The organism is Aureisphaera sp., assembly GCF_059726885.1.
The window spans coordinates 3,785,116-3,806,176 of the sequence record NZ_AP041051.1 but is presented as its reverse complement, the minus strand read 5'-3'; the positions used below and the strand labels follow the sequence as shown (position 1 = coordinate 3,806,176).

At 40.9% G+C, this 21,061-nt stretch carries 20 protein-coding genes; 10 read left to right on the top strand and 10 right to left on the bottom strand.

The features are described from left to right. The first annotated feature begins 1 nt into the window (after position 1). Positions 2-1,108, top strand: coding sequence for a DUF2911 domain-containing protein (locus AC6JAD_RS17075; RefSeq protein ID WP_461303740.1), 1,107 nt, complete (start codon positions 2-4; stop codon positions 1,106-1,108). 46 nt (positions 1,109-1,154) lie between these two features. On the opposite strand, the gene AC6JAD_RS17070 is transcribed toward AC6JAD_RS17075, so the two are convergent. Then, entirely contained in the window at positions 1,155-1,748 is a 594-nt protein-coding gene (locus AC6JAD_RS17070) for a phosphatase PAP2 family protein (RefSeq protein WP_461303741.1), read from the bottom strand. 115 nt (positions 1,749-1,863) lie between these two features. Next, on the bottom strand, positions 1,864-3,969 hold the full coding sequence (gene recG, locus AC6JAD_RS17065; protein WP_461303742.1) for an ATP-dependent DNA helicase RecG: 2,106 nt from the start codon (positions 3,967-3,969) through the stop codon (positions 1,864-1,866). 46 nt (positions 3,970-4,015) lie between these two features. On the opposite strand from recG, the gene AC6JAD_RS17060 reads away from it, so the two are divergent. Next, on the top strand, positions 4,016-6,064 hold the full coding sequence (locus AC6JAD_RS17060; protein WP_461303743.1) for a M1 family metallopeptidase: 2,049 nt from the start codon (positions 4,016-4,018) through the stop codon (positions 6,062-6,064). Positions 6,065-6,146: 82 nt separating this feature from the next. Here AC6JAD_RS17060 and AC6JAD_RS17055 read toward each other — a convergent pair whose 3' ends face one another. Continuing rightward, positions 6,147-8,168, bottom strand: a complete 2,022-nt coding sequence (locus AC6JAD_RS17055) for a T9SS type A sorting domain-containing protein (RefSeq protein ID WP_461303744.1) — start codon at positions 8,166-8,168, stop codon at positions 6,147-6,149. Here AC6JAD_RS17055 and AC6JAD_RS17050 point away from each other — a divergent pair. The 5 genes from AC6JAD_RS17050 (at position 8,167) to AC6JAD_RS17030 (ending at position 11,181) form a co-directional block, all read left to right on the top strand. Next, the gene (locus AC6JAD_RS17050; protein ID WP_461303745.1) at positions 8,167-8,346 is read left to right on the top strand and encodes a hypothetical protein; all 180 of its coding nucleotides are present in this window, start codon (positions 8,167-8,169) and stop codon (positions 8,344-8,346) included. The genes AC6JAD_RS17055 and AC6JAD_RS17050 overlap by 2 nt on opposite strands. A gap of 70 nt (positions 8,347-8,416) precedes the next feature. Beyond that, positions 8,417-9,124, top strand: a complete 708-nt coding sequence (locus AC6JAD_RS17045) for a hypothetical protein (protein WP_461303746.1) — start codon at positions 8,417-8,419, stop codon at positions 9,122-9,124. Positions 9,125-9,137: 13 nt separating this feature from the next. Continuing rightward, complete coding sequence (locus AC6JAD_RS17040) at positions 9,138-9,809, top strand: hypothetical protein (protein ID WP_461303747.1); 672 nt, start codon at positions 9,138-9,140, stop codon at positions 9,807-9,809. After that, positions 9,782-10,549 carry a sensor histidine kinase gene (locus AC6JAD_RS17035; RefSeq protein ID WP_461303748.1) on the top strand — a complete coding sequence of 256 codons (768 nt, stop codon included), beginning with the start codon at positions 9,782-9,784 and terminating at the stop codon, positions 10,547-10,549. The genes AC6JAD_RS17040 and AC6JAD_RS17035 overlap by 28 nt, the downstream gene beginning before the upstream one ends. Beyond that, a complete protein-coding gene (locus tag AC6JAD_RS17030; RefSeq protein WP_461303749.1) occupies positions 10,546-11,181 on the top strand; it encodes a response regulator in 636 nt (211 codons plus the stop codon). The genes AC6JAD_RS17035 and AC6JAD_RS17030 overlap by 4 nt, the downstream gene beginning before the upstream one ends. On the opposite strand, the gene AC6JAD_RS17025 is transcribed toward AC6JAD_RS17030, so the two are convergent. The 3 genes from AC6JAD_RS17025 to AC6JAD_RS17015 are packed head-to-tail and all read right to left on the bottom strand — an operon-like array spanning position 11,178 to position 14,599. Continuing rightward, entirely contained in the window at positions 11,178-11,705 is a 528-nt protein-coding gene (locus AC6JAD_RS17025) for a DUF7935 family protein (RefSeq protein ID WP_461303750.1), read from the bottom strand. The two genes, AC6JAD_RS17030 and AC6JAD_RS17025, sit on opposite strands and share 4 nt — an antisense overlap. A 17-nt stretch (positions 11,706-11,722) precedes the next feature. Continuing rightward, entirely contained in the window at positions 11,723-13,300 is a 1,578-nt protein-coding gene (locus AC6JAD_RS17020; RefSeq protein ID WP_461303751.1) for an FMN-binding glutamate synthase family protein, read from the bottom strand. Positions 13,301-13,315: 15 nt separating this feature from the next. Next, the gene (locus tag AC6JAD_RS17015; RefSeq protein ID WP_461303752.1) at positions 13,316-14,599 is read right to left on the bottom strand and encodes an amidohydrolase; all 1,284 of its coding nucleotides are present in this window, start codon (positions 14,597-14,599) and stop codon (positions 13,316-13,318) included. Positions 14,600-14,805: 206 nt separating this feature from the next. Here AC6JAD_RS17015 and AC6JAD_RS17010 point away from each other — a divergent pair, with 206 nt between their 5' ends. Continuing rightward, on the top strand, positions 14,806-17,124 hold the full coding sequence (locus AC6JAD_RS17010; protein WP_461303753.1) for an ATP-dependent helicase: 2,319 nt from the start codon (positions 14,806-14,808) through the stop codon (positions 17,122-17,124). Here AC6JAD_RS17010 and AC6JAD_RS17005 read toward each other — a convergent pair. Next, complete coding sequence (locus tag AC6JAD_RS17005; RefSeq protein ID WP_461303754.1) at positions 17,121-17,453, bottom strand: hypothetical protein; 333 nt, start codon at positions 17,451-17,453, stop codon at positions 17,121-17,123. The two genes, AC6JAD_RS17010 and AC6JAD_RS17005, sit on opposite strands and share 4 nt — an antisense overlap. A 17-nt stretch (positions 17,454-17,470) precedes the next feature. Further along, positions 17,471-18,352: an alpha/beta hydrolase fold domain-containing protein gene (locus tag AC6JAD_RS17000; protein ID WP_461303755.1), complete on the bottom strand. Its 882-nt coding sequence runs from the start codon at positions 18,350-18,352 to the stop codon at positions 17,471-17,473. Between the two features lie 117 nt (positions 18,353-18,469). Here AC6JAD_RS17000 and AC6JAD_RS16995 point away from each other — a divergent pair, with 117 nt between their 5' ends. Continuing rightward, the gene (locus tag AC6JAD_RS16995) at positions 18,470-19,087 is read left to right on the top strand and encodes an L-threonylcarbamoyladenylate synthase (RefSeq protein ID WP_461303756.1); all 618 of its coding nucleotides are present in this window, start codon (positions 18,470-18,472) and stop codon (positions 19,085-19,087) included. A gap of 102 nt (positions 19,088-19,189) precedes the next feature. Further along, entirely contained in the window at positions 19,190-19,570 is a 381-nt protein-coding gene (locus tag AC6JAD_RS16990) for a phage tail sheath C-terminal domain-containing protein (protein ID WP_461303757.1), read from the top strand. 9 nt (positions 19,571-19,579) lie between these two features. Here the strand turns inward: AC6JAD_RS16990 and AC6JAD_RS16985 are convergent, their stop codons facing one another. Further along, a complete protein-coding gene (locus AC6JAD_RS16985; protein ID WP_461303758.1) occupies positions 19,580-19,993 on the bottom strand; it encodes a hypothetical protein in 414 nt (137 codons plus the stop codon). A 100-nt stretch (positions 19,994-20,093) separates the two neighbouring features. Beyond that, complete coding sequence (locus AC6JAD_RS16980) at positions 20,094-20,984, bottom strand: OmpA/MotB family protein (RefSeq protein ID WP_461303759.1); 891 nt, start codon at positions 20,982-20,984, stop codon at positions 20,094-20,096. Positions 20,985-21,061: the final 77 nt, after the last annotated feature.

Below are 21,061 nucleotides of genomic sequence, written 5' to 3'. Positions count from 1 at the left end.
CATGTCAAACTTTTACACCCGAGTGGTTACATTTGTAGCATTATTGCTTGTTGCCACTTTTTCAGCTCATTCACAGATCAATACTCCACGAGGAAGTCAGATGGCGACCGTTTCTCAAACCATTGGAACCTCTACTGTCGAGATCGCCTATTCACGACCTAGCGTCAATGAAAGGGAAATTTGGGGAAATTTAGTGCCCTATGGACTTAACAATCTAGGCTTTGGAACTTCTACTGCCGCCCCATGGCGGGCTGGCGCAAATGAAAACACCACAATTACCTTTTCCCATGATATGGAAGTCGAGGGAAAGGCTATTAAGGCAGGAACTTATGGACTTCATTTAGAAGTAAAGGAAGGAAATGAGGCCACACTTATCTTATCGAACAATTCTACTTCTTGGGGAAGCTTCTTTTACGATCCCGCAGAAGATGCGTTAAAAGCGAATATTACGACCAAAGAGACACATCATACAGAGATGCTAACATTCGATTTTACGGAAGTTACGGCAACAACTGCCGTGGCCGCTTTGAAATGGGGGAAAAAGGCTTTTCCATTTAAAATTGAGGTGCCTGTAATCGACATAGTTTTAGCAGATATACGAAATAGCATGCGGGATCAGCCTGGCTTTAACCGTCAAACCTGGGAGCAAGCGGCTAATTATGCAGCCAATAATGGTGGCGATCTTAATGAGGCTTTGGGTTGGATAGATAATGCCATTGCAGGGCAATTTTTCAGTCAAAAAACTTTTGCGAACCTTCAGATTAAGGCGAACATTTTAACGAAAATGGGAAAACAGGTTGAGGCTGAGAAGCTTATGGACGACAATTTGGACATTGGCTCTGTTTTCGAAGTGCATCAGTACGGTAGGCTGCTTATTGCTGCTGGTAATAAAGCGAAAGCACTAGAGATATTTAAATACAACGCCAAAAAGAATAAGGATACATGGCCCGTAAATTACGGAATGGCTCGGGCTTATTCTGCTCAGGGTGATTATAAAACAGCCTTAAAACACTTGGAAAAAGCACATAATAATGCGCCTAACCAAGCTAGTAAAGGTCGTGTGGCAGCTAATATCGAGAAGTTGAGAAATGGCGAGGATATAAATTAGTTGTTGGTTTTTGAGTTGGGCCCCGTTTAGGGGCCTTTTTTTTTGCTTAAAACCGATAGCGCACTGTCAGCATATAACTATTATTCCCCGATGCAAATCCAATATCGAAATGATGCTTGGGATAGGGAGTAGTAAACAAATTAGTGGTGCCTATCCCGACGCTTGCCCCCGCTATCACATCCCAAATGTCATGATAACCATCGGGTCCTTCCATTCGGCTAACACCCACCAAAGTGGCCAGAACATAAGCAGGCCACCCATACTTCCATCCATATCGTTTTTGAATAAAAGACGCCCCGGAGAACGCGGATGCCGTATGACCACTGGGGAATGCATCATACCGATCCCTACCTTCGGGGCGCTGTTTATGAATGAGGTGTTTTAAGGAATGGGTGAGTATCATGGCGCTTCCATAGGATAGCGCAAACTGTTTTGTTCCTTGATAATCTTTTTCTATTAAAGTAACAGAGATCGCTGTTAATGGGAGTGCCAATTGCAATACGTCTCCTGTGTCCTCAAGAATGAATTCCCATTGTTCATGTCCCCCTGAATCGACTGCATCTTGTGAGAAAATGAATTGACTACACGCAGTAAGGCATGTAAGAAGAAGAGCACACATTCGTAGATACCCTAGTTTCATCTGAATTATATTGGTTAGGGTAATTTCGTCTATAAGCAATGGTTTCTCTTATAAACGGGGAAATAGTATATTTTAGTGTGTTTTAGTCTGATATTCAATATGGTACGATTACATATTAGGAGATGTAATTCCAGATGTTTTTGTATTTCGCCAATTGTTGATAGGTCTTTATAATAGGCGAATTGTGAGGTTGGGAAAGTTGTGGGTCTTCATTCAATAATTGAATCGCGCTACTCCTAGCTATTTTTAGGATCTCCCCGTCTTTTACTATATCGGCGATTCGAAGGTTTAGCACACCGCTCTGTTGCGTTCCCATGATATCTCCAGGGCCTCTAAGCTTTAAATCCACTTCACTAATTTCGAATCCATCGTTTGTCCTGGTCATAGTTTCAAGTCTGGTGCGGGCATCGGCGCTTAGTTTATGTCCTGTCATTAGGATACAATAACTCTGTTCGGCTCCCCGGCCTACCCGTCCACGGAGCTGGTGCAATTGGGAAAGTCCAAAGCGTTCGGCACTTTCTATTACCATAACAGAAGCGTTTGGCACATTTACCCCCACTTCAATAACTGTGGTGGCGACCATTATTTGAGTCTCCCCTTTTACAAAGCGTTCCATTTCATAGTCTTTATCTGCTGCCTTCATTTTGCCATGTACTATAGAGATTTGATAATTGGGTTTGGGAAATTCCCTTTCAATACTAGTATACCCATCCATTAAATCCTTATAGTCCATGGCTTCGCTTTCCTGTATTAATGGGTATACAATATACACCTGTCTGCCCTTTGAAATTTCATCTTTTAAAAACCGAAAAACCTTCAATCTGTTGGCATCAAACCTGTGAACCGTTTTAATGTCTTTTCTTCCCGGAGGAAGCTCATCGATGACACTTATATCCAAGTCCCCGTACACGCTCATGGCCAAAGTTCTTGGGATAGGGGTTGCGGTCATGACCAGGATGTGGGGTGGCTGTATGTTTTTGTGCCATAGTTTGCTTCTTTGCGCTACTCCAAAGCGATGTTGTTCATCGATAATAGCAAGGCCCAAGTTTCGGAATTTTACCTTATCTTCGAGCAACGCATGTGTGCCGATAAGCAGTTGCAAAGAGCCATTTTCAAGGTTTTCATGGATTTCCCTTCGTTTTGAAGCTTTGGTTGAACCTGCAAGTATGTTTAAACTGATATTCAATGACTTACACCATTCTAATAAGTTATTATAGTGTTGGACTGACAAAATTTCAGTTGGGGCCATTAAACAAGCTTGAAAATCATTGTCAAGTGCTATTAACATTGACATGAAGGCTACAATGGTTTTTCCGGAACCCACATCGCCCTGTAATAAGCGGTTCATTTGTGCTTTGCTACCTAGATCATTTCGCACTTCTTTGATAACGCGCTTCTGTGCTCCTGTTAATGGAAATGGTAAATGTTCTTTGAAAAATGTGTTGAAATAATCACCTACTCTATCGAAAGGATACCCTTTTATTTTGGATTTATGTAATCTATTTTTCTGAAGTAATTGTATCTGAATATAGAATAATTCTTCAAATTTTAGACGGTATTGTGCTCTTGCCAATTTTTCCTGACCTTGAGGAAAATGTATATTAAAGAATGCTTCGTTTTTAGGCATTAATTTAAGGGTAGTCAAGAGTGGTTGCGACAGGCTTTCTTCTATGCCCAGATTGAGTTCTTTAAAGAGGGTTTGCATAAGGGTATTAATTACCCTATTGGTGATACCACTATTGCTTAATTTTTCGGTAGAAGGATAAATGGGTTGCATGGCAGAACGGAGACTTTTTTCATGCATGCTCAGTAATTCCATTTCTGGATGTGGCATGGAATGCATTCCATTGAACCAATTTGTTTTTCCGAAAATAACATAGGGAACATTCAACTTTAAATTCTCACGAATCCATTTATGTCCCCTAAACCACACTAAATCCATTTTACCAGTTTCGTCTATAAAAGTGGCTACCAGACGTTTGTTTCTTTTCTGTTCTACCGTTTTTATATGGGTAATTTTACCCACAATCTGAATTTCCGAGGAATTGCGTTGCAATTCTGATATTTTGTAATATTTGGTGCGATCTAAGTAACGATGAGGAAAGAGATTGATAAGATCCTGAAATGTGTGTATACCCAATTCTTTTTTAAGCAGGTCGGCCCGATTGGGACCTACCCCTTTTAGATAATCTATAGGTGTCTGTAAAAATTGGGCATTCATACAACGAATTTACTTATTTTGGCAAAACAATTGCTGTATAACTTTTATGAGGATTTTCATTTTATTTTTTCTGCTTTCATTAAGTGCAATTGCACAACAAAAGGAGGTCGTCGATTTCACGAATATCAGTGCACTTCTTAGTTTTGAGACTAATGAGAATCAAGTAGAAGGCGAGTTTACGGTAGGATTCAAAATGATGAAAACGGCAGATAGTATATACTTGGATGCGGTATCATTAGAAATTACCGAGTACGATCCAACCCGCAATATTGAGGTATATAGTGGTGATGACAAGTTGTGGATGGTATCCAATTTCAAAAAGGATAGTACATACAAACTGAGTTTTAGCTATAAAATGAAACCCAAAAGGGCCCTTTATTTCACGTATGATCAGATTTGGACACAGGGACAGGGCAAATACACATCTAATTGGCTGCCCAGTATTGATGACATGAACGATAAGATAGAGTTTGATCTTAGGTTTTTAATTGCAGACCACATGACCGTTGTTGCCAATGGAAAGGGGCAAAAATTGTTTGCAAAGGATGGGCAAAGTGTTTGGCAGTTCTATATGGAAAACCCCATGTCCAGTTACTTGGTGGCTTTTGCGATAGGTGATTTTGTGAAAAAGGAATTGAAATCGAGATCTGGTGTGCCAATCGAACTTTATTTACGCCCTGAAGATTCCTTGAAAATGGAACCCACCTACCGTTATACCAAGGAGATTTTCGATTTTTTCGAAGATGAGATCGGCGTTCCGTATCCTTGGCAAAATTATAAACAAGTGCCTGTTCGGGATTTTTTATATGCAGGTATGGAGAATACCACCGCTACTTTATTTTCTGAAGCTTTTGTAGTTGATTCCATAGGGTTTCATGATCGGAATTATGTGAATGTGAACGCTCATGAACTAGCTCATCAATGGTTTGGAAATTTGGTGACCGAAACGGAAGGCAAGCACCATTGGCTGCATGAAGGATTCGCAACCTACTATGCGTTGTTGGCAGAACGACACCTGTTTGGAGATGATTATTATTATTGGAAGCTTTACAATACCGCCGAGCAATTACGTGCCATAAGTGAACAAGGTAAGGGGCAATCCCTTTTAAACCCAAAAGCTAGTTCCCTTACTTTTTACGAAAAGGGAGCTTGGGCATTGCACATTCTAAACGAATTAATAGGTGAATTGGCATTCAAGCAAGCGATAAAGAACTATTTGTTGAATCATCAGTTCAACAATGTGACCACAGATGATTTTCTTAATGAGGTAAGGGCAGTCTCCAGTGTTGATATTTCCGATTGGGAAAAAGATTGGTTGAAACAGTCAGCTTTTAAAGGGGAACAGGCCTTGAATTCTTTGAGCAAAAGTGAATTCTTAAAAACATATTTCGAATTAGTTGCACTTCGCCAAATGCCCTTACAAGAAAAAGAAACCCAATTGGAGTTGGCACTGCAATCTGGCAATGACTATTTAGGAGAGGAGGCTGTATATCAACTGGCTTTGGAAGATCAATTAACTGTTTCCTCTTTGTATAGAACTGCTTTTCAAGGTAATACAGCTATAAGGCAGGCTATTTCGATTTCCTTGGAACCACCTATTCCAGAGAGTCTTAGGGGAGCATACGAGACTCTTTTATACGACAAATCCTATGCGACCCAGGAAAATGCATTGTATGCCCTTTGGGCTTCTTTTCCCCAAGAAAGGATACCCTATTTGAATGCCCTTAAATATGTGCATGGTTTTCAAAATAAAAACATTCGATTGTTATGGTTGGCGTTGGCATTGAATACAGAGGGATACGAGAAGTCGGCTAAACCTCTTTTTGAAAACGAACTAAAGAATTATTCTAGACCGGATTATAGTTATGAAATTCGAGAGAATGCCTTTCAATACATATATTCCTTGGGAATACTTGACACGGAAGTGTTAGAGAACCTTATTAATGGATGTGTACATCATTATTGGCGTTTCCGTGATTCCTGTCGAGAACTGCTCAATGAATTATTGAAGGAAGATAGCTTAAAGCAATACTTACTTGAACGAAAAGATAGTTTTTCGGAAAACGAAAGAGCGTACTTAGAACGGGTACTATAAAAAGCTGCCCATATTGCTACGGACAGCTTCCCCACAATCAAACTGTATCCAAAACATACAATTTGCAATCAAAAGCAGGCAACTATTCTACGAGTAGTTTACTGGTATGCACCTTGCCATTGGTATCTTGAATGGTCACTAGGTACAAACCTGTGCTGAGCCCTGAAATATCAATACTCGCTTCTGTTTTGGAGCGTTGTAGATTTTCTGATAGCACAGTTCTCCCGTTGATGGTCGTGAATGTAATTTTACTTATTTCGTTATTCAATAATGAAATGTTCACTTCATCCCGTGTTGGATTGGGATATACACTTACAAGACTTTCGGTTTGTGTGCCTGTGTCCCCTAATATTCCTCCATAAGTTCCCAACCATGTATATATAAATTCTATGTCTTCATCACTTAATCCACCTTCTAGTGGTGTTAGCCCATCATTGTAGATAAGTTGGAAGGTAAATCCATCATCCGTACAATCCTCACAACAACTGGGTGTGCTCAATCCAATCAAGTACATGGTGTCCTGAGCGAATGGGAATCCGGGATAGGTTGTGGTTAAATCCCAGTTTGGCCCTGTAGTTGGAGGGTTAAACAAACTACTACCCATAGTATCATTACCCCATCCGTAAGGGGCTGCCCAATCGATGGTATACACACCGCCAGAAAAACTTGAAACCGTTAACACAAACCAGTAATAGGGTTCCTCGCAAATTTCTGTACTGTATGGAAGCTGATCGTCTCCAGTTGCAATGGTATTAATGGACCCAGTTACCATTTGTGGATTTCCTTGATGCTGAACCGTAATGCTCAACATGGGATCTGCCAATTCCTGAATGGAAATATCGTCTATGGCTAAGTCGTTTCCATCTCCAAGCGAGTCTTCATTGAGTAGGATTTGGAAATTCATTTCGTCCTGTCCCCTAAAACAAAAACTAATATTTTGCCAGTCACATGGATCTGTAGGATCTGTATTGATTACAGCCGTTTGGCTTACACCATTCGATAGTTGTATCGTAATTTCTGGAAGAACATCAAATGTGCATTGTGGCATGTTTTTAAAGTTTGCGCAGAATCTATATTCTTTTTCACTTTCGAAACCAGCCACTGTTTGTTCCCAAATTACACTTTGCGAACCAGATGGTTGATTGGTCAAACCATTCACCAATAAATACATATTGTTATTCGCATACGCGGTAGAATCGGCACAGAAAGAATGATCTGTAATGGTGGCTCCAAAGTTATTTGCATTATCGGTTACATCGTACTGACTGGGCAACGTAGCCGAATCCTGAGTGTAATTGCTGCTAAAGTCTACATTACCAAATTCAAAATTACCATTGGCAACCCTATTTTCGGATTCGTCACAGCAGTAGGCGCCTTCATTGGTTGGTGGATCTTCATTATACGTACTATCGCACTCTTGGCTAATACAAATATTGTCCAATCCAAAGATTTCGTTCCCACTACCAACGTCTACTAGGTAGCCCACGGAGCCAACGTTTGTTATTAAAGTATCCCAATCGGCAGCATTCCCTGTGTTTATGACCCATTGCCCATCTCCGTTACTCGGTAAATTACCACCGGAGCTCAATTCGATTGGCGCACAGATGCGAACCCATCCCCGAGAAACATCCAATGGAGCTCCCAAAACAAAAGTAGCCACGAGTGTAGAGGCTTGAGGATTAGGTCCGTCATACAATCTCAGTGAATTAGGGGTTAGGGCTCCAACCTGGATATAGAAGGTTCTGAAGTCGTAACAGAAACATCCAACCCCTCCAACTTGATCGATCCAGTTTCCAGCGAAATCGATAGAATTGTAGAAAAAGCTGGCTCCGTTACTACAGCCTAAATCATCTATGTGAAGGTACACATCGCCGGATCCATTTTGACTGTTCACGTCATTATAGCCTAAGTTGGTATTAATGACCCCCCAATTATCTAGCCAGTTATCTACAGGGGTTCCTGTACATCCTGGGCCCGAATAGGGTGTAATCGGAAAAGAATCGAAAGATTCGCAGCTCGACGTCTGCGCTGTCAATAAGCTAGCTGTTGTCAGGAAAAGACAAAATAGCCATGCTTTTTTAGTTAGTTGAGTAAAAATTTTCATGATTATATTAATTAGTTACCTACTCTTTTATTTGGGCTTTTCGGTGTACGCCCATGTGGTGATGTATTTCGAAATACAGGACAAAGATCATTGGAGGAGTCAGTATTTTCAAGGGTTTCTGAACGGAAACGTATGGGGTTCAGCACTTAAAATGAAGGGGAGTAGTGCCCTTTGGTAAAAGGGGTAAAGACCCCTTTTCCTACCGTTTTAATTTAGATACTTTTACACCCAACCTAAAAATTTCAATTATGAAACCTAAACGATTATCTATCAAAAAAGAGAAGGTTCAGTCCATAAAAATGGATGGGAATTCGATCGAAAATCCTGGGGAAGGCCGGAGTAGAGTGATTAAACGGTACGAGAGGTCGGGAATGCCTCTTTCACATGACAGGGCAAAGGATCTTTATGTGCGTTACAATATGGAGATTAAAAGTGATCTGGAAGCCAGTAGAAATGAACGTTTGCCGAATGTAGCAGATTTCAATGGAACCGAATATGTTTGGATAAGTAGAAAAAGGCTTAAATTGTATTTGCGATTTCTAAAGGAATTGGAGCAGTTGAATCCCGATGAGCCCGAAATTACAGGAGTCAGTCTTTATTTTGGGAGGATTGGGTATGAAGATGACAAGGTTTTTGAAGGAACCGGAGAACCTGAAAATAAAGAGGATGAACCTCAAAAGATTGGGGACTACCGAGGAAGGCATACCCTTTTTATGGCGCCTACTATCCGTAAGGAAGAGATTGAAGGTCCAGAAATGCTAAAGCACAAAGCCTTTTATATTGATTCGGAGTTCTCGGAAGGATTCGAACGGTATATAGGGAATTTCAAGGTATTGCCATTCTTGGAAGAGGTCCCATTTGCTGGTGGAGGGGGAACCGAGGGAGGCGATCCTGGCGATGAAGGTACTTCGGTTATTGGAAACGATTTGAATAATATGCCGCCTATGTCCAGTTAAAGGCAAGACGTAAATGACAGAATTATTAAGTGATATTTTTCGGGGAGTACATTTTATAAGCTATTTGCAATTACTCACGGCATGTATAGGTATTTTGAACTATAAGAAGTTCAAGAAGTCCCCCTTCAAATATTTTATTTGGGCTTTTGTATATTTCGCATGCAATGAGTTTTTTGCTACCTTTTATGGGAGAAGGCTTGGAGAAGGGTATAATGCAATTGTATACAATACGTATTATACAGTTTCCTTTTCCGTGTTATTGTATATTTTCCATACCCAGATAACCCATAGATTTTTCCAACGTTTTATCGTCCTCATGTTCGGTGTGTATTTAGGATTGATACTTTGGGATGTACTAGTACTTGATATAGATTACCATTTGAAATATCAGATTTGGCCCTATATCATTGCAGGGATTACGATACTCATTTGCATTCTGTTTTATTTCTATGAAGCTTTGAATTCTGAGAATGTAATAAAACTGGACAGGAATCTAATGTTCTGGATAGGGATCGGATACTTCTTTTACTATTTGGCCATGGTACCTTTTAAGGTTAGTAAGAATTTTTATGCCACAAGCCAAGAATTTTATTACTTGTTCAAGTTGCCGATCATTATGACTACCGTACTGAATGTTTCACTTATTATTGGATTCCTATGGAGCCGAACCGAACAGCGGAACTAGTAGTTTTTATCTCCATTCTGTTGGTAGCAGGGCTTTTTTTAGTGCTGCTTTTCGTTATTTTCATACGTAGAAAAAATGTACTTATTCGTAAGGGGCAGGAGGAGAAGGAAGCCTTCGAGAGGGAGCTTGCCGAAGCCCAGATTGAGATTAGGGAAGAAACCTTACGCAACATAAGCTGGGAGTTGCATGACAATATTGGTCAGGTAATGACTTTGGCAAAAGTTAAGGCCCAGAACGCTGGGGATAATCCAGAAAAAATGAAGCAGGCTGCGCGGCTCATCGGGGATGGGTTGGATGAACTTCGGGCTCTTTCTAAAATGATCAATCCCGAGACCATTCGTAAATTGAGTTTAAAGGAAAGTGTGCAAATGGAGATTGATCGGTTTAATAGAATGCGTTTCATAGATGCCAGTTTAACCATTTTTGGTGAGGTTGAGGATATTAATGTGAAAGATCAATCCATTTTATTCAGGATTCTTCAAGAGTTTTTCACCAATACCATCAAGCATTCCCAAGCTACCGAACTGAAGGTTGAAATGCATTTTAATGATGGGCAATTAGTGATTCAGGCATCCGATAATGGTGTGGGTTTTAACGAAACGGAATCTTATTCGGGTATTGGACTAAAGAACATGTCGAGTAGGGCACAACTTATTAAAACAGGTTTTTCAATTCAGTCTGAAGAAGACGTAGGAACTACCTTAACTTTGAAATATCCATTAACTAAAAACCAACTATGACCAAGAAAGTCGTAATAGTAGATGATCATTTTTTATTGGCGCAGGCCATTCAGGAATTGGTAAACAGTTTTGAAGGTTTCGAAACCCTTTATCTCTGCAAAAATGGGAAAGAACTTCTTGAGAAGATGAAATACCCTGCCAATGTGCCTGATATCATCCTCATGGATGTGAATATGCCCATTCTCAATGGGATTGCAGCTACCAAAATTATTAATGAAACGTATCCTAGCGTTCTAGTCTTGGCATTATCGGTGGAGGTAGATGAAGATATTATTTTGGGAATGCTCCGAGCTGGTGCAAAAGGGTATTTAATGAAAGATACCGAAAAGGAACAATTGCAGGAAGCATTAGAACAAGTTATGCGGGATGGTTATTACCATACCAACACCATTGCAAAACTTTTGGTAGGTAGTTTGGTGAAGCCAAAGGAAGGAATTCAACTAAAAGAGCGCGAATTGGAGTTCATAAAACATGCTTGTACCGAAATGACCTATAGGGAAATTGCGGAAGCGATGTTCTTAAGCCCCAAAACTATTGAGGGGTATCGGGATTCACTATACGAAAAGCTGAATATTAAAAACAGGATCGGGCTTGTATTATATGCAATAAGGCATAAACTGTTTGTGCCTTAGGTATACAATTCCCCAACTTCCTTTTTAATATAGGCAAGCGCTTTCTGGGAAGGGGTTATTTCCTCCATAAAGTTGCGTAGTAAATACTCGCGCAATTTGTCGGCATTTGCTCCTTTTTCGTGCATTACGGCCTGACGGATAATATGAATGGTCGCATTTTTAGCTGCACTAATCAACCCCCAACATTCTGGTGTGACATAGATTTGTTGTGTGACATTATGTTCAAACTCTTGCTCAATATTTTTAATAAGCAGGCTCTCGTATTCATCAATACTATCTGAAAAAGGTTTAACACGAATCAATATCTTATTGGGATCAATTCGTTCCAAAAGCAAGGTAAGTCGCTCGTATGCTTGCAAGCGGGCGGGTAGCATTTTGTTTTGTGCCTCTTTTTGCACCAAATACCGCCTTCTGCCTTCTTCGTTGGCAATGTGTCCTTTAAAAAAATAATAGGCAACAATACCTACCACTACAGCGGGTAATAGATATGAAGCATAACTTAAGATTTGGGTCATTTCTTCCATAAGTGTAGTAACGCAATTTAAGGGTTGTTCGTATGGGATTCAGTATAGTTTCCGCCTAAAAATACACAATCTTTTAAATCTTGCATGTTTGTATAGGCTACCTTGTCTTTTTCGTACATATAGGTGCGGTATAATTCTTTGGAAAGATTATGATCGTCTACATTCACTTCGATATCACTCATTTTAAACTGGCAGGGATGCTCATAACCAGCAGCGTGGGTGATCTCGACCAGTTCTTTTCTAAATGATTTAAAGTATTGTGCGAGCCTTTCGCTCTTTAATGGGATGTTTATGCCATTCTGAAGCCACTTGCTCTGGGTCGCCACGCCACTAGGGCAGCGATTCGTATGGCAAATTTGTGCTTGTATGCAACCAATGCTCATCATTGCCTCCCTTGCCACGTTGATACAATCTGCCCCCATGGCGAAAGCCATGGCAGCTTTGGCGGGGAAGCCCAATTTTCCGCTTCCAATAAAGACAATACGATCCGTAATTTTTCTCTTTTTGAAAAGCTTGTACACATCGCTAAAGCCATAAACCCAAGGTAAGGAAACATGATCGGCAAAGCTGGGTGGCGCGGCTCCTGTTCCGCCTTCTCCACCATCAACGGCAATGAAATCAGGCCCCTTTCCCCTTTCAACCATTAGATCTGCCAATTGTTCCCACTGATCCAATTTTCCGATGGCGGCTTTTATGCCTACAGGCAGCCCAGTCTCATTCGCAATGGCTTCAATAAAATCTAAAAGCTCAGGTACGTTGGAGAAGGCACTGTGGTTAGGGGGCGATAATACATCTTTTCCCACTTCAACACCCCGGATGGCGGCAATCTCCTTACTTATTTTTGCTCCGGGCAGTACACCTCCTTTACCGGGTTTTGCCCCTTGGGATAGTTTTATTTCAATGGCTTTTACAAAGGGATTGTCCGAAACTAGTTTTTTCATTTTCTCCATCGAGAAGTTCCCTTGATCGTCCCGTACCCCAAAATATCCTGTTCCAAAATGAAAAACCACATCACTTCCCGTGCTGTGATAGGGAGATAAACCACCTTCACCTGTATTGTGATAAGCACCTGCTATATGGCAACCTTTGTTCAAGGACTCTACTGCTTTGGCACTCAAGGATCCAAAGCTCATAGCAGACACATTAATTACGGAGGCCGGACGGTATGGCTTTTTCCGTTGGTTATAGGCGCCCATTACCTTGGCACAAGGAAGAAAACTTTTGTCCAATGCATTGGGATGATCCTTTTCAAACTTGAAAGGCATCATCGCATTATTGATGAAAATATGCTGATGGGCATAAATATCACGGTCCGTTCCAAACCCTTCGTAGTTGTTCTCCTTTTTGGCAGAGGCATAAATCCACCCACGCTCAATTCGATTAAATGGAAGCTCTTCTCTATTATTCGCTACGAAATATTGTCGCATTTCGGGTCCAATACTCTCAAATATATACCGAATATGACCTATGATCGGGAAGTTATGCTGAATGGTATGCCTTCTCTGAATGATGTCACGTAGTGCAATAATCCCCAAAACTAAAACTATCCAACCCCACCAAGGGATGGATTTCACTATCTCGATAACAGTGTCCATAAAAGTCGTCTTATTTTAATTGGCTAAATAATCTATGGTGACTTGTGTCATTGCCTTTACGCCTAAAAGCATTCCTGCATCGTCAATCTTAAAATCGGGCGTGTGATGCGGAAACGGTTCGGTATTTCCGGGTGTCATACCTCCTAAAAAGAAGTAAAACCCCGGCACTACTTCTTGGAAGTACGAAAAATCCTCTCCTCCCGTTGTTGCCTTCATTAGTTTTACATTGTCCTTTCCAGCCACACTCTCTAAAGTAGGTAGCATTTGAGCGGTGAGTGCAGGATCATTATAAGTTACCACCGTATTGTTTTGCCACTCTATAGTAGCACTTCCACCATAGGCCTTGGCAATATCGGCGGCCATTTCGTTCATACGCCGCATGATAAGTTCCCGCATCCTAGGGTCTAATGTACGTACTGTGCCTATCATCTCTGCGCTTTCCGGAATTATGTTGAAACGAACCCCGGCGGTGATTTTTCCAACCGTAATGACAGCTGCTTCCTCAACCAAGGGGGATTCCCGACTAATAATAGTTTGGAACCCATCAATTATTTTCGCAGAAATTAAGATAGGGTCAACTCCGGTCCAAGGTGCAGATCCATGGGTTTGTTTTCCATTTACCGTTACTACAAATCGCTCTACCGCAGCCATGGTGCCGCCACTTTTATATTTTATGGTTCCTACGGGGGTTCCACTATTAATATGCAATCCGAATATAGCGTCCACATCTGGATTCTTTAATACCCCTTCCTTGATCATAAGCTTGGCCCCTCCTTCTTCCCCGGGAGGTGGGCCTTCCTCTGCAGGTTGAAATATAAACTTGACAGTACCCTTAATTTTGTCTTTGTGATTTGATAATACCTCTGCCACACCCATTAAGATGGATATATGTGTATCATGGCCACAGGCATGCATTACACCCGTTTCAGTATCCAGAAACGTGCTAGTTACTTCACTTTTAAATGAAAGGTCATTACGTTCAGTTACCGGCAGGGCATCAATATCTGCACGTAGTGCAACTACTTTACCGGGTTGTTCCCCTTCCAGAATTCCAACCACTCCCGTTTTTGCAATTCCTGTTTCCACTTTCATTCCCAGGCTTCTGAGGTGATCAGCAATTTTCTCTGCAGTTTTAAACTCCCTGTTCGAAAGTTCAGGGTATTGGTGGAAATAGTGTCGCCAATCTATGACCTTAGATTCGATGGCCTCAATATCCTTAAGGACTTCCTTATCCATTTGCGCATAGCTGGGTATCACAAAAAAGAGGGCTAAAAGGGAAATAACAAATAATCTTTTCATAAAGTAACTGTAAATAATGATTGGTAATTGGTTTGCCGAATACCAATGGTTGGTTCATATGATTCGCTCTATTGTGCTAAAGATATTTAAAATTTTCAGCAACTACAACGTACAAGAGTTGTTTATAAATTCTCATTTCACTGGTATTTCATTCCCTGTAATTTCTGTATTTTCACACCTTATAATTACTTCATTCAAGAAAGGATTTGCAAGATTATTTGGAACAATTGAACGATGCACAACGAGCTCCTGTATTACAGAAAGATGGGGCCATGATTGTGATTGCTGGAGCAGGTTCTGGAAAAACCCGTGTACTAACCTTTCGCATTGCTTACCTTATGTCCCAAGGGGTAGATGCCTTCAATATACTGGCACTTACATTTACGAATAAGGCGGCACGTGAAATGAAGAAGCGTATCGCCCAAATTGTTGGAAATAGTGAAGCCAAGAACCTATGGATGGGGACTTTTCATAGTATTTTTGCAAAAATACTTCGGTTCGAGGCAGATAAATTGGGTTATCCGTCAAATTTTACGATTTATGATACGCAGGATTCACAAAGTGTGATACGGGCAATCATAAAGGAAATGCAACTGGATAAGGATATCTACAAATACAAGCAGGTCTATTCCCGAATTTCCTCTTACAAGAACAGCTTGATTACGGTAAAGGCCTATTTTCAGAACCCGGAATTGATGGAGGCTGACGCCATGGCTAAGATGCCAAGATTAGGGGATATCTATAAAAATTATGTGGATCGCTGTTTTAAGGCTGGAGCCATGGATTTCGATGACCTTTTGCTCAAAACCAATGAACTGCTTACACGTTTTCCTGCGGTATTGGCAAAGTACCAAGATCGATTCCGCTATATTTTGGTAGACGAGTACCAAGATACCAATCACAGTCAATACCTTATAGTGCGTGCATTAAGTGATCGCTTTCAGAATATTTGTGTGGTAGGGGACGATGCGCAGAGTATTTATGCCTTTCGGGGTGCCAATATCAATAATATCCTGAACTTTCAGAAAGATTATGAAGACGTACAGGTCTACCGTCTTGAACAGAATTATCGCTCCACGAAGAATATAGTAAATGCAGCCAATAGTATAATTGAAAAGAATAAGAACCGTCTAGATAAGGTGGTTTGGACTGCAAATGCAGAAGGGAATAAGATAAAGGTAAATCGCAGTATGACCGATGGGGACGAGGGTCGGTTTGTGGCAAGCAATATTTTCGAAACTGCCATGAACAATCAAATTGGCTATGGGGATTTTGCAATTCTGTATCGAACCAACGCCCAGTCCCGTGCCATGGAAGATGCACTAAGGAAAAAAGACATTCCATACAGGATCTATGGAGGACTCAGTTTTTACCAACGAAAAGAAATAAAGGATGTCCTGGCATATTTGCGGCTTATACTAAACCCTAAAGATGAAGAGGCTTTGAAAAGGGTCATCAATTACCCAGCCAGGGGAATTGGGCAGACCACTATGGATAAATTGATAGTAGCAGCCAATCATTACGATCGACCCATTATCGATGTAATGAAAGCCATAGACAAAATAGACCTAAAAATAAATAGCGGTACAAAAACCAAGCTTCAGAACTTCGTGACCATGATCGAGAGTTTTCAAGTGCTGAATCAGGGGTATAATGCTTTTGAGATTACCGAGCATGTGACCAAGAAAACAGGACTGGTACAAGAGCTTAAAAAGGACGGTACACCCGAAGGAATTGCTCGAATCGAAAATATTGAGGAACTACTTAATGGTATTCGGGATTTCGTGGAAGAACAAAAAGAACTTGCCGATACGACAGGATCACTCTCCGAATTCTTGGAAGATGTAGCACTCGCTACCGATATGGATAATGACAAAGGTGATGATGACCGTGTGGCTTTAATGACGGTGCATTTGGCAAAAGGGCTTGAATTCCCGTATGTCTACATTGTTGGGATGGAAGAGGATCTATTTCCCAGTGGAATGAGCATGAATACCCGTGCCGAACTGGAGGAAGAACGGCGACTTTTCTATGTGGCGCTCACCAGGGCAGAGAAACAAGCCTTTCTTACGTATACCCAAAGCCGTTACCGTTGGGGAAAGCTAATCGATGCGGAACCAAGTCGATTTATTGAAGAAATAGATGAATCATATCTAGAGTACCTCACCCCAGTAACCGAACATAGATACAAGCCATTATTGGATGCAGATATCTTTGGGGAAGTAGACAAAAGCAAACTGCGTTTGCGAAAGCCAACCTCCGGGACCCCACCCAAGGGACCTACTGAAGAACAATTGCGAAAATTGCGGAAATTGAAACCCGTAACTAGTTCGGCCAGTAAGAATTTCGATCCTTCTTCCGAGAACATTGAGGTAGGCAAGATCGTAGAACATGTACGCTTCGGGAAAGGAAAAATCCTGAAGATAGAAGGGGTAGGGGCAGATACGAAAGCTGAAATTCAATTTGAAAATGGCGGATTGAAGAAATTGCTGCTTCGTTTTGCCAAATTAAATGTGGTCGATTAAATTTCAGGGACAAACCAACTCCAAACCTTGAAAAATGGTAGCAACATGGTGATAAGGGCGAGCACCATCAAAATCCGGATCACTCCTTTATGTTCATTACGTCTGTAAGCTAGGAAAGCACATATAAAGCCTAAGATTCCACCGATACTAAGTAAAAGTTTGTTCAAATAAGCCAACTCGTTTATTCCAAATAATGCACGGGCCTTCCCAGAAGTTCGCATATAATCGTCATAAATTTGCCATTCTATCGAAAACAACCAACTAAGGCTACCGAGGCATATAATTACCCCAAAAATGCTATAATAATCCCTGCCCATGGTACCAGACATACTAAAAGACTCGTCTATTAATCGATAGGTAAGTATTGCTCGATATAATTGTTTATCTGTTGTTGGAGGTTGGCATAATCGGCATCGCTCCAGTCGTCTCCGTGCCCACCTTCATAGACTGAAAAGCCATAGGAAACCAAGCCTTCATTTAAAGCGGTTTCCATTGAAGTTCCATTGGTTAGTGGTACTAAAGGATCCTGATTGCCATAGAACATAACGACAGGACTTGTATTTCCATTCACATTATAAACCGGACTTACCGCCTCCACAGCATTTTCTGGATAGGTGTTTTCGTCTACGAGGAAACTAAATGCAAAGTTGAAGTTAGGATCTTCTGCGTAGAAGGGATCGGTAAAATCTGTTGGGCCTACAATATTGGCGACAAACTTCACCTGATCGTCCAAATCGTATATGGAGTCGTACATCAATGCCAAGTGGGCCCCCGCACTCGTGCCGATCATTCCAAATTCGTTTGTTATTTGAAGTTCTTCGAGCTCCGAATTCAACTTCTCTATAACAGCGTCAATATCTAGGAATTGATTGGGAAAGGCAGGAGTAGTTATGTTAGATAGCACATAGTTTATATTCACGATAGCATGATCTGGATGCAACAACTGAATAGTACCCACGAAGGAGTCCATATCCTCTTTATCACCTCCAGTCCAACCGCCACCATGCACTAACATGATGGTTTTAGTTTTATCCATGGACCTTCCTTCGGGCAGATACAGATCGTACGTTTGCAAGGGATGCGACCCATAGGAAACATCCATAAATGAAATGGCCTCTAATGAACCTGTGCCAGCATCATTCATCGTTTCATCATCTTCCGAAGAACAAGAACCCAATAAAAAAGTAAGACTGCAGAAAAAAACAAAAAAGAAAACTATTTTTTTCATAAAGGAGGGTTTACACATACAAACGAAATATTTGGCATTCTATTATGAGGTAAACTAAAAGTGCAGTATCTTTAATGTAATAGCTCATTTCTGTAATCCCCCTCAAAAATTAATGCTATGGCTGAATTCATAAAGATTTACGAAGAAAACCCCAACCCCAAAGAGGTAAAAAAGGTGGTGGATGCCCTTAAAGCAGGCGGGTTGGTTATCTACCCAAGCGATACAGTATACGCATTGGGTTGCGACATCACCAATAAAGGAGCATTAGAGCGTATTGCTAAAATTAAAGGGGTGAAATTGGAAAAGGCCAACTTTTCTTTTATTTGCGAAGATCTGAGTAATCTTAGCGATTATGTGAAGCAAATTGACACCAGTACCTTTAAATTGTTGAAAAGGGCATTGCCTGGCCCGTATACCTTTATATTGCCAGGGAACAATAATCTGCCCAATGTTTTCAAAAAGAAAAAGGAAGTGGGAATTCGGGTCCCGAACCATTCCATTACCCAAGCAATTGTAAGGGAATTGGGAAATCCAATTGTATCCACATCCATCAAGGACGAAGATGAGGTGATCGAATATACCACCGATCCCGAATTGATCTACGAAAAATGGGCGGACCTTGTCGATGTTGTGGTCGATGGGGGATATGGGGGAAACATCGCATCTACTGTAATCGATCTCACCTCCGGCGAACCTGAACTCATACGGGAAGGAAAGGGAAGTCTCGAAATTTAATTCAAATGGGTTACCCAATCCCACGCCCACACAGCTTGGGTCATTCGTCATACAGGGAAACACAGAGTGGGAAGGATCCATGTATGTTTATATATAGAAAATATGGGAGATACTACATCAAATTCAAAAGAGGAAAATCAACAAGAAAATCCAGATTGGAAATACTTATCGGTTCGCCGAACTCTGGAGTTTTTGGAACAATCATGCAAATTGGCCGCTCAAGCGTTTATATTTTCGCCTAATACCAAGAATACCTGGGAGACCGTGAAAATGGATATTAGTAGCTTTTTAACTACAGTATGGAAGGAAGGAGGACTAGTCGGGGCTAAAGCATCGGATGCATTTTCTGTAGAATGTGGATTGGGTACCACGATGACAAGCGATGATATCCTAAATGGCCTAATGAATGTTGTGGTGAAAGTAGCCATCGAACACCCAGCGGAGTTTGTGGTGCTCACGTTTTCTCAGGAAATGCCAACTTAAGATGGGAATTTAGTCAAACGGCAGCAAATCCGGTGCCAAGTAGTTCTTTCTCGCTTCCTGCGAACTGAAAAGATCGAACCCGTAATGTGCATCCATCAAATCCTTGAAGTTATGTTCTAACCGTGGGTTTTCTTCAATGAACTCCATAAATGTCGTGGCCTTCGATTTTAAGGTAAAATGGTACACGGCCCGAATGGCTGCAACCGTTACTGTTTCATGGTATTTGTCCGCTGCTCCCAAAGAAGTAGTATAATTTTTCAGTTGAGCGGAGATATGGTCAATGGCGGGATCAATACCGTAGTTGGAAATATGTATCCAAGCCAAGCGCAAATGTGCCTGGTGGTTAAAGAGCCCGGGGTCTAAGGAAGCCTCTTCGAATTGCTTTTCGAATTCGGCATCCGTCAATTGAAAATGAGTTTCCATGGTTTAAAATTACAAAAGTTTTCAAGTAAGCGTATTGTTTAAAAATAAAAGAACCCAGCAAAGTCGCTAGGTTCTTTTAATATATTCGAACGATCGGGGTTTAATTTCCTCCGCCGTCGCCTTCACCTTCACCGCCACCTTCATTGGAAAGTACTTCCAATTCATCCTCGATCATTTCATAGAATTGATCAATTTTAGGCAGGATATAAATTTTGGTTCTACGATTTGTCGATTTGTTCTCAGCCGTATCATTGGGAACTAATGGCACATATTCACTTCTACCAGCAGCAATCAGTTGCGAAGGATTGGCACCAAGTTCCATCAATTTACGTACTACCGCAGTGGATCGTTTCGCACTCAAGTCCCAGTTGTCAATTAATACACCTTTAGCGAAAGGCACATTATCGGTATGTCCTTCAACCAAAGCTTCGAAATCTGGCTTACTATTGATTACGGTAGCCACTTTTCCAAGAATCTCATTAGCCCTTGAAGACAAATTATAGCTTCCACTTCTAAATAATACTTTATCACTTAGGGAAATGAATACGACTCCTTTTTCAACGTTGATTTCAATATCTTCATCATCTAATCCTACCTCTTTCTTAAGACTGGTGACCAAAGCAAGGGTAACACTGTCTTTTTTGTTCAAGGCATCTTGCAGACGACTAATCTTTAAATCTTTTTCCTTCAAACTTTCCAATGACTTCTCTAGGTTCGTAGCCCCTTGTTTGGTGAGAATTGTTAAGTCCTTAGAGCTTTGAATTAGATCGGTATTGGTTTTGCGAAGATCTGCAATACGCTCTTCCAATGATGCGATGCGTGCATTGGCTGCTGCTCTGTCTGCTTCGCAAGCATTAAGTTTAACGGTTGCAGTATTTAGTAAATCTTGTGTTTTCTTTTGTTTAGCTTCTAATTCGGCATATGTTTTTTTCGACACGCAGGAAGTGAAAACAAGCCCAACAGAGACTAATAGAATAAATAGCTTTTTCATTTTGTTACGAAATTAGGTGAGTCAAAATTATAAATTCATTCAGTTGCCAAATGGCACTTAACATTATTTTAGGTAAA

Excerpts from the sequence above, each read along its gene's own strand:
- AC6JAD_RS17030 (WP_461303749.1), top strand. The coding sequence starts at position 10,546 with ATGACCAAGAAAGTCGTAATAGTAGATGATCATTTTTTATTGGCGCAG.
- AC6JAD_RS17050 (WP_461303745.1), top strand. The coding sequence starts at position 8,167 with ATGATTATATTAATTAGTTACCTACTCTTTTATTTGGGCTTTTCGGTG.
- AC6JAD_RS17015 (WP_461303752.1), bottom strand. The coding sequence starts at position 14,599 with ATGAAAAGATTATTTGTTATTTCCCTTTTAGCCCTCTTTTTTGTGATA.
- AC6JAD_RS17070 (WP_461303741.1), bottom strand. The coding sequence starts at position 1,748 with ATGAAACTAGGGTATCTACGAATGTGTGCTCTTCTTCTTACATGCCTT.
- AC6JAD_RS17005 (WP_461303754.1), bottom strand. The coding sequence starts at position 17,453 with ATGTCTGGTACCATGGGCAGGGATTATTATAGCATTTTTGGGGTAATT.
- AC6JAD_RS17060 (WP_461303743.1), top strand. The coding sequence starts at position 4,016 with ATGAGGATTTTCATTTTATTTTTTCTGCTTTCATTAAGTGCAATTGCA.
- AC6JAD_RS16980 (WP_461303759.1), bottom strand. The coding sequence starts at position 20,984 with ATGAAAAAGCTATTTATTCTATTAGTCTCTGTTGGGCTTGTTTTCACT.
- AC6JAD_RS17075 (WP_461303740.1), top strand. The coding sequence starts at position 2 with ATGTCAAACTTTTACACCCGAGTGGTTACATTTGTAGCATTATTGCTT.
- AC6JAD_RS17055 (WP_461303744.1), bottom strand. The coding sequence starts at position 8,168 with ATGAAAATTTTTACTCAACTAACTAAAAAAGCATGGCTATTTTGTCTT.
- AC6JAD_RS17025 (WP_461303750.1), bottom strand. The coding sequence starts at position 11,705 with ATGGAAGAAATGACCCAAATCTTAAGTTATGCTTCATATCTATTACCC.
- AC6JAD_RS16985 (WP_461303758.1), bottom strand. The coding sequence starts at position 19,993 with ATGGAAACTCATTTTCAATTGACGGATGCCGAATTCGAAAAGCAATTC.
- AC6JAD_RS17040 (WP_461303747.1), top strand. The coding sequence starts at position 9,138 with ATGACAGAATTATTAAGTGATATTTTTCGGGGAGTACATTTTATAAGC.
- recG (WP_461303742.1), bottom strand. The coding sequence starts at position 3,969 with ATGAATGCCCAATTTTTACAGACACCTATAGATTATCTAAAAGGGGTA.
- AC6JAD_RS17045 (WP_461303746.1), top strand. The coding sequence starts at position 8,417 with ATGAAACCTAAACGATTATCTATCAAAAAAGAGAAGGTTCAGTCCATA.
- AC6JAD_RS16995 (WP_461303756.1), top strand. The coding sequence starts at position 18,470 with ATGGCTGAATTCATAAAGATTTACGAAGAAAACCCCAACCCCAAAGAG.
- AC6JAD_RS17000 (WP_461303755.1), bottom strand. The coding sequence starts at position 18,352 with ATGAAAAAAATAGTTTTCTTTTTTGTTTTTTTCTGCAGTCTTACTTTT.
- AC6JAD_RS16990 (WP_461303757.1), top strand. The coding sequence starts at position 19,190 with ATGGGAGATACTACATCAAATTCAAAAGAGGAAAATCAACAAGAAAAT.
- AC6JAD_RS17020 (WP_461303751.1), bottom strand. The coding sequence starts at position 13,300 with ATGGACACTGTTATCGAGATAGTGAAATCCATCCCTTGGTGGGGTTGG.
- AC6JAD_RS17035 (WP_461303748.1), top strand. The coding sequence starts at position 9,782 with ATGGAGCCGAACCGAACAGCGGAACTAGTAGTTTTTATCTCCATTCTG.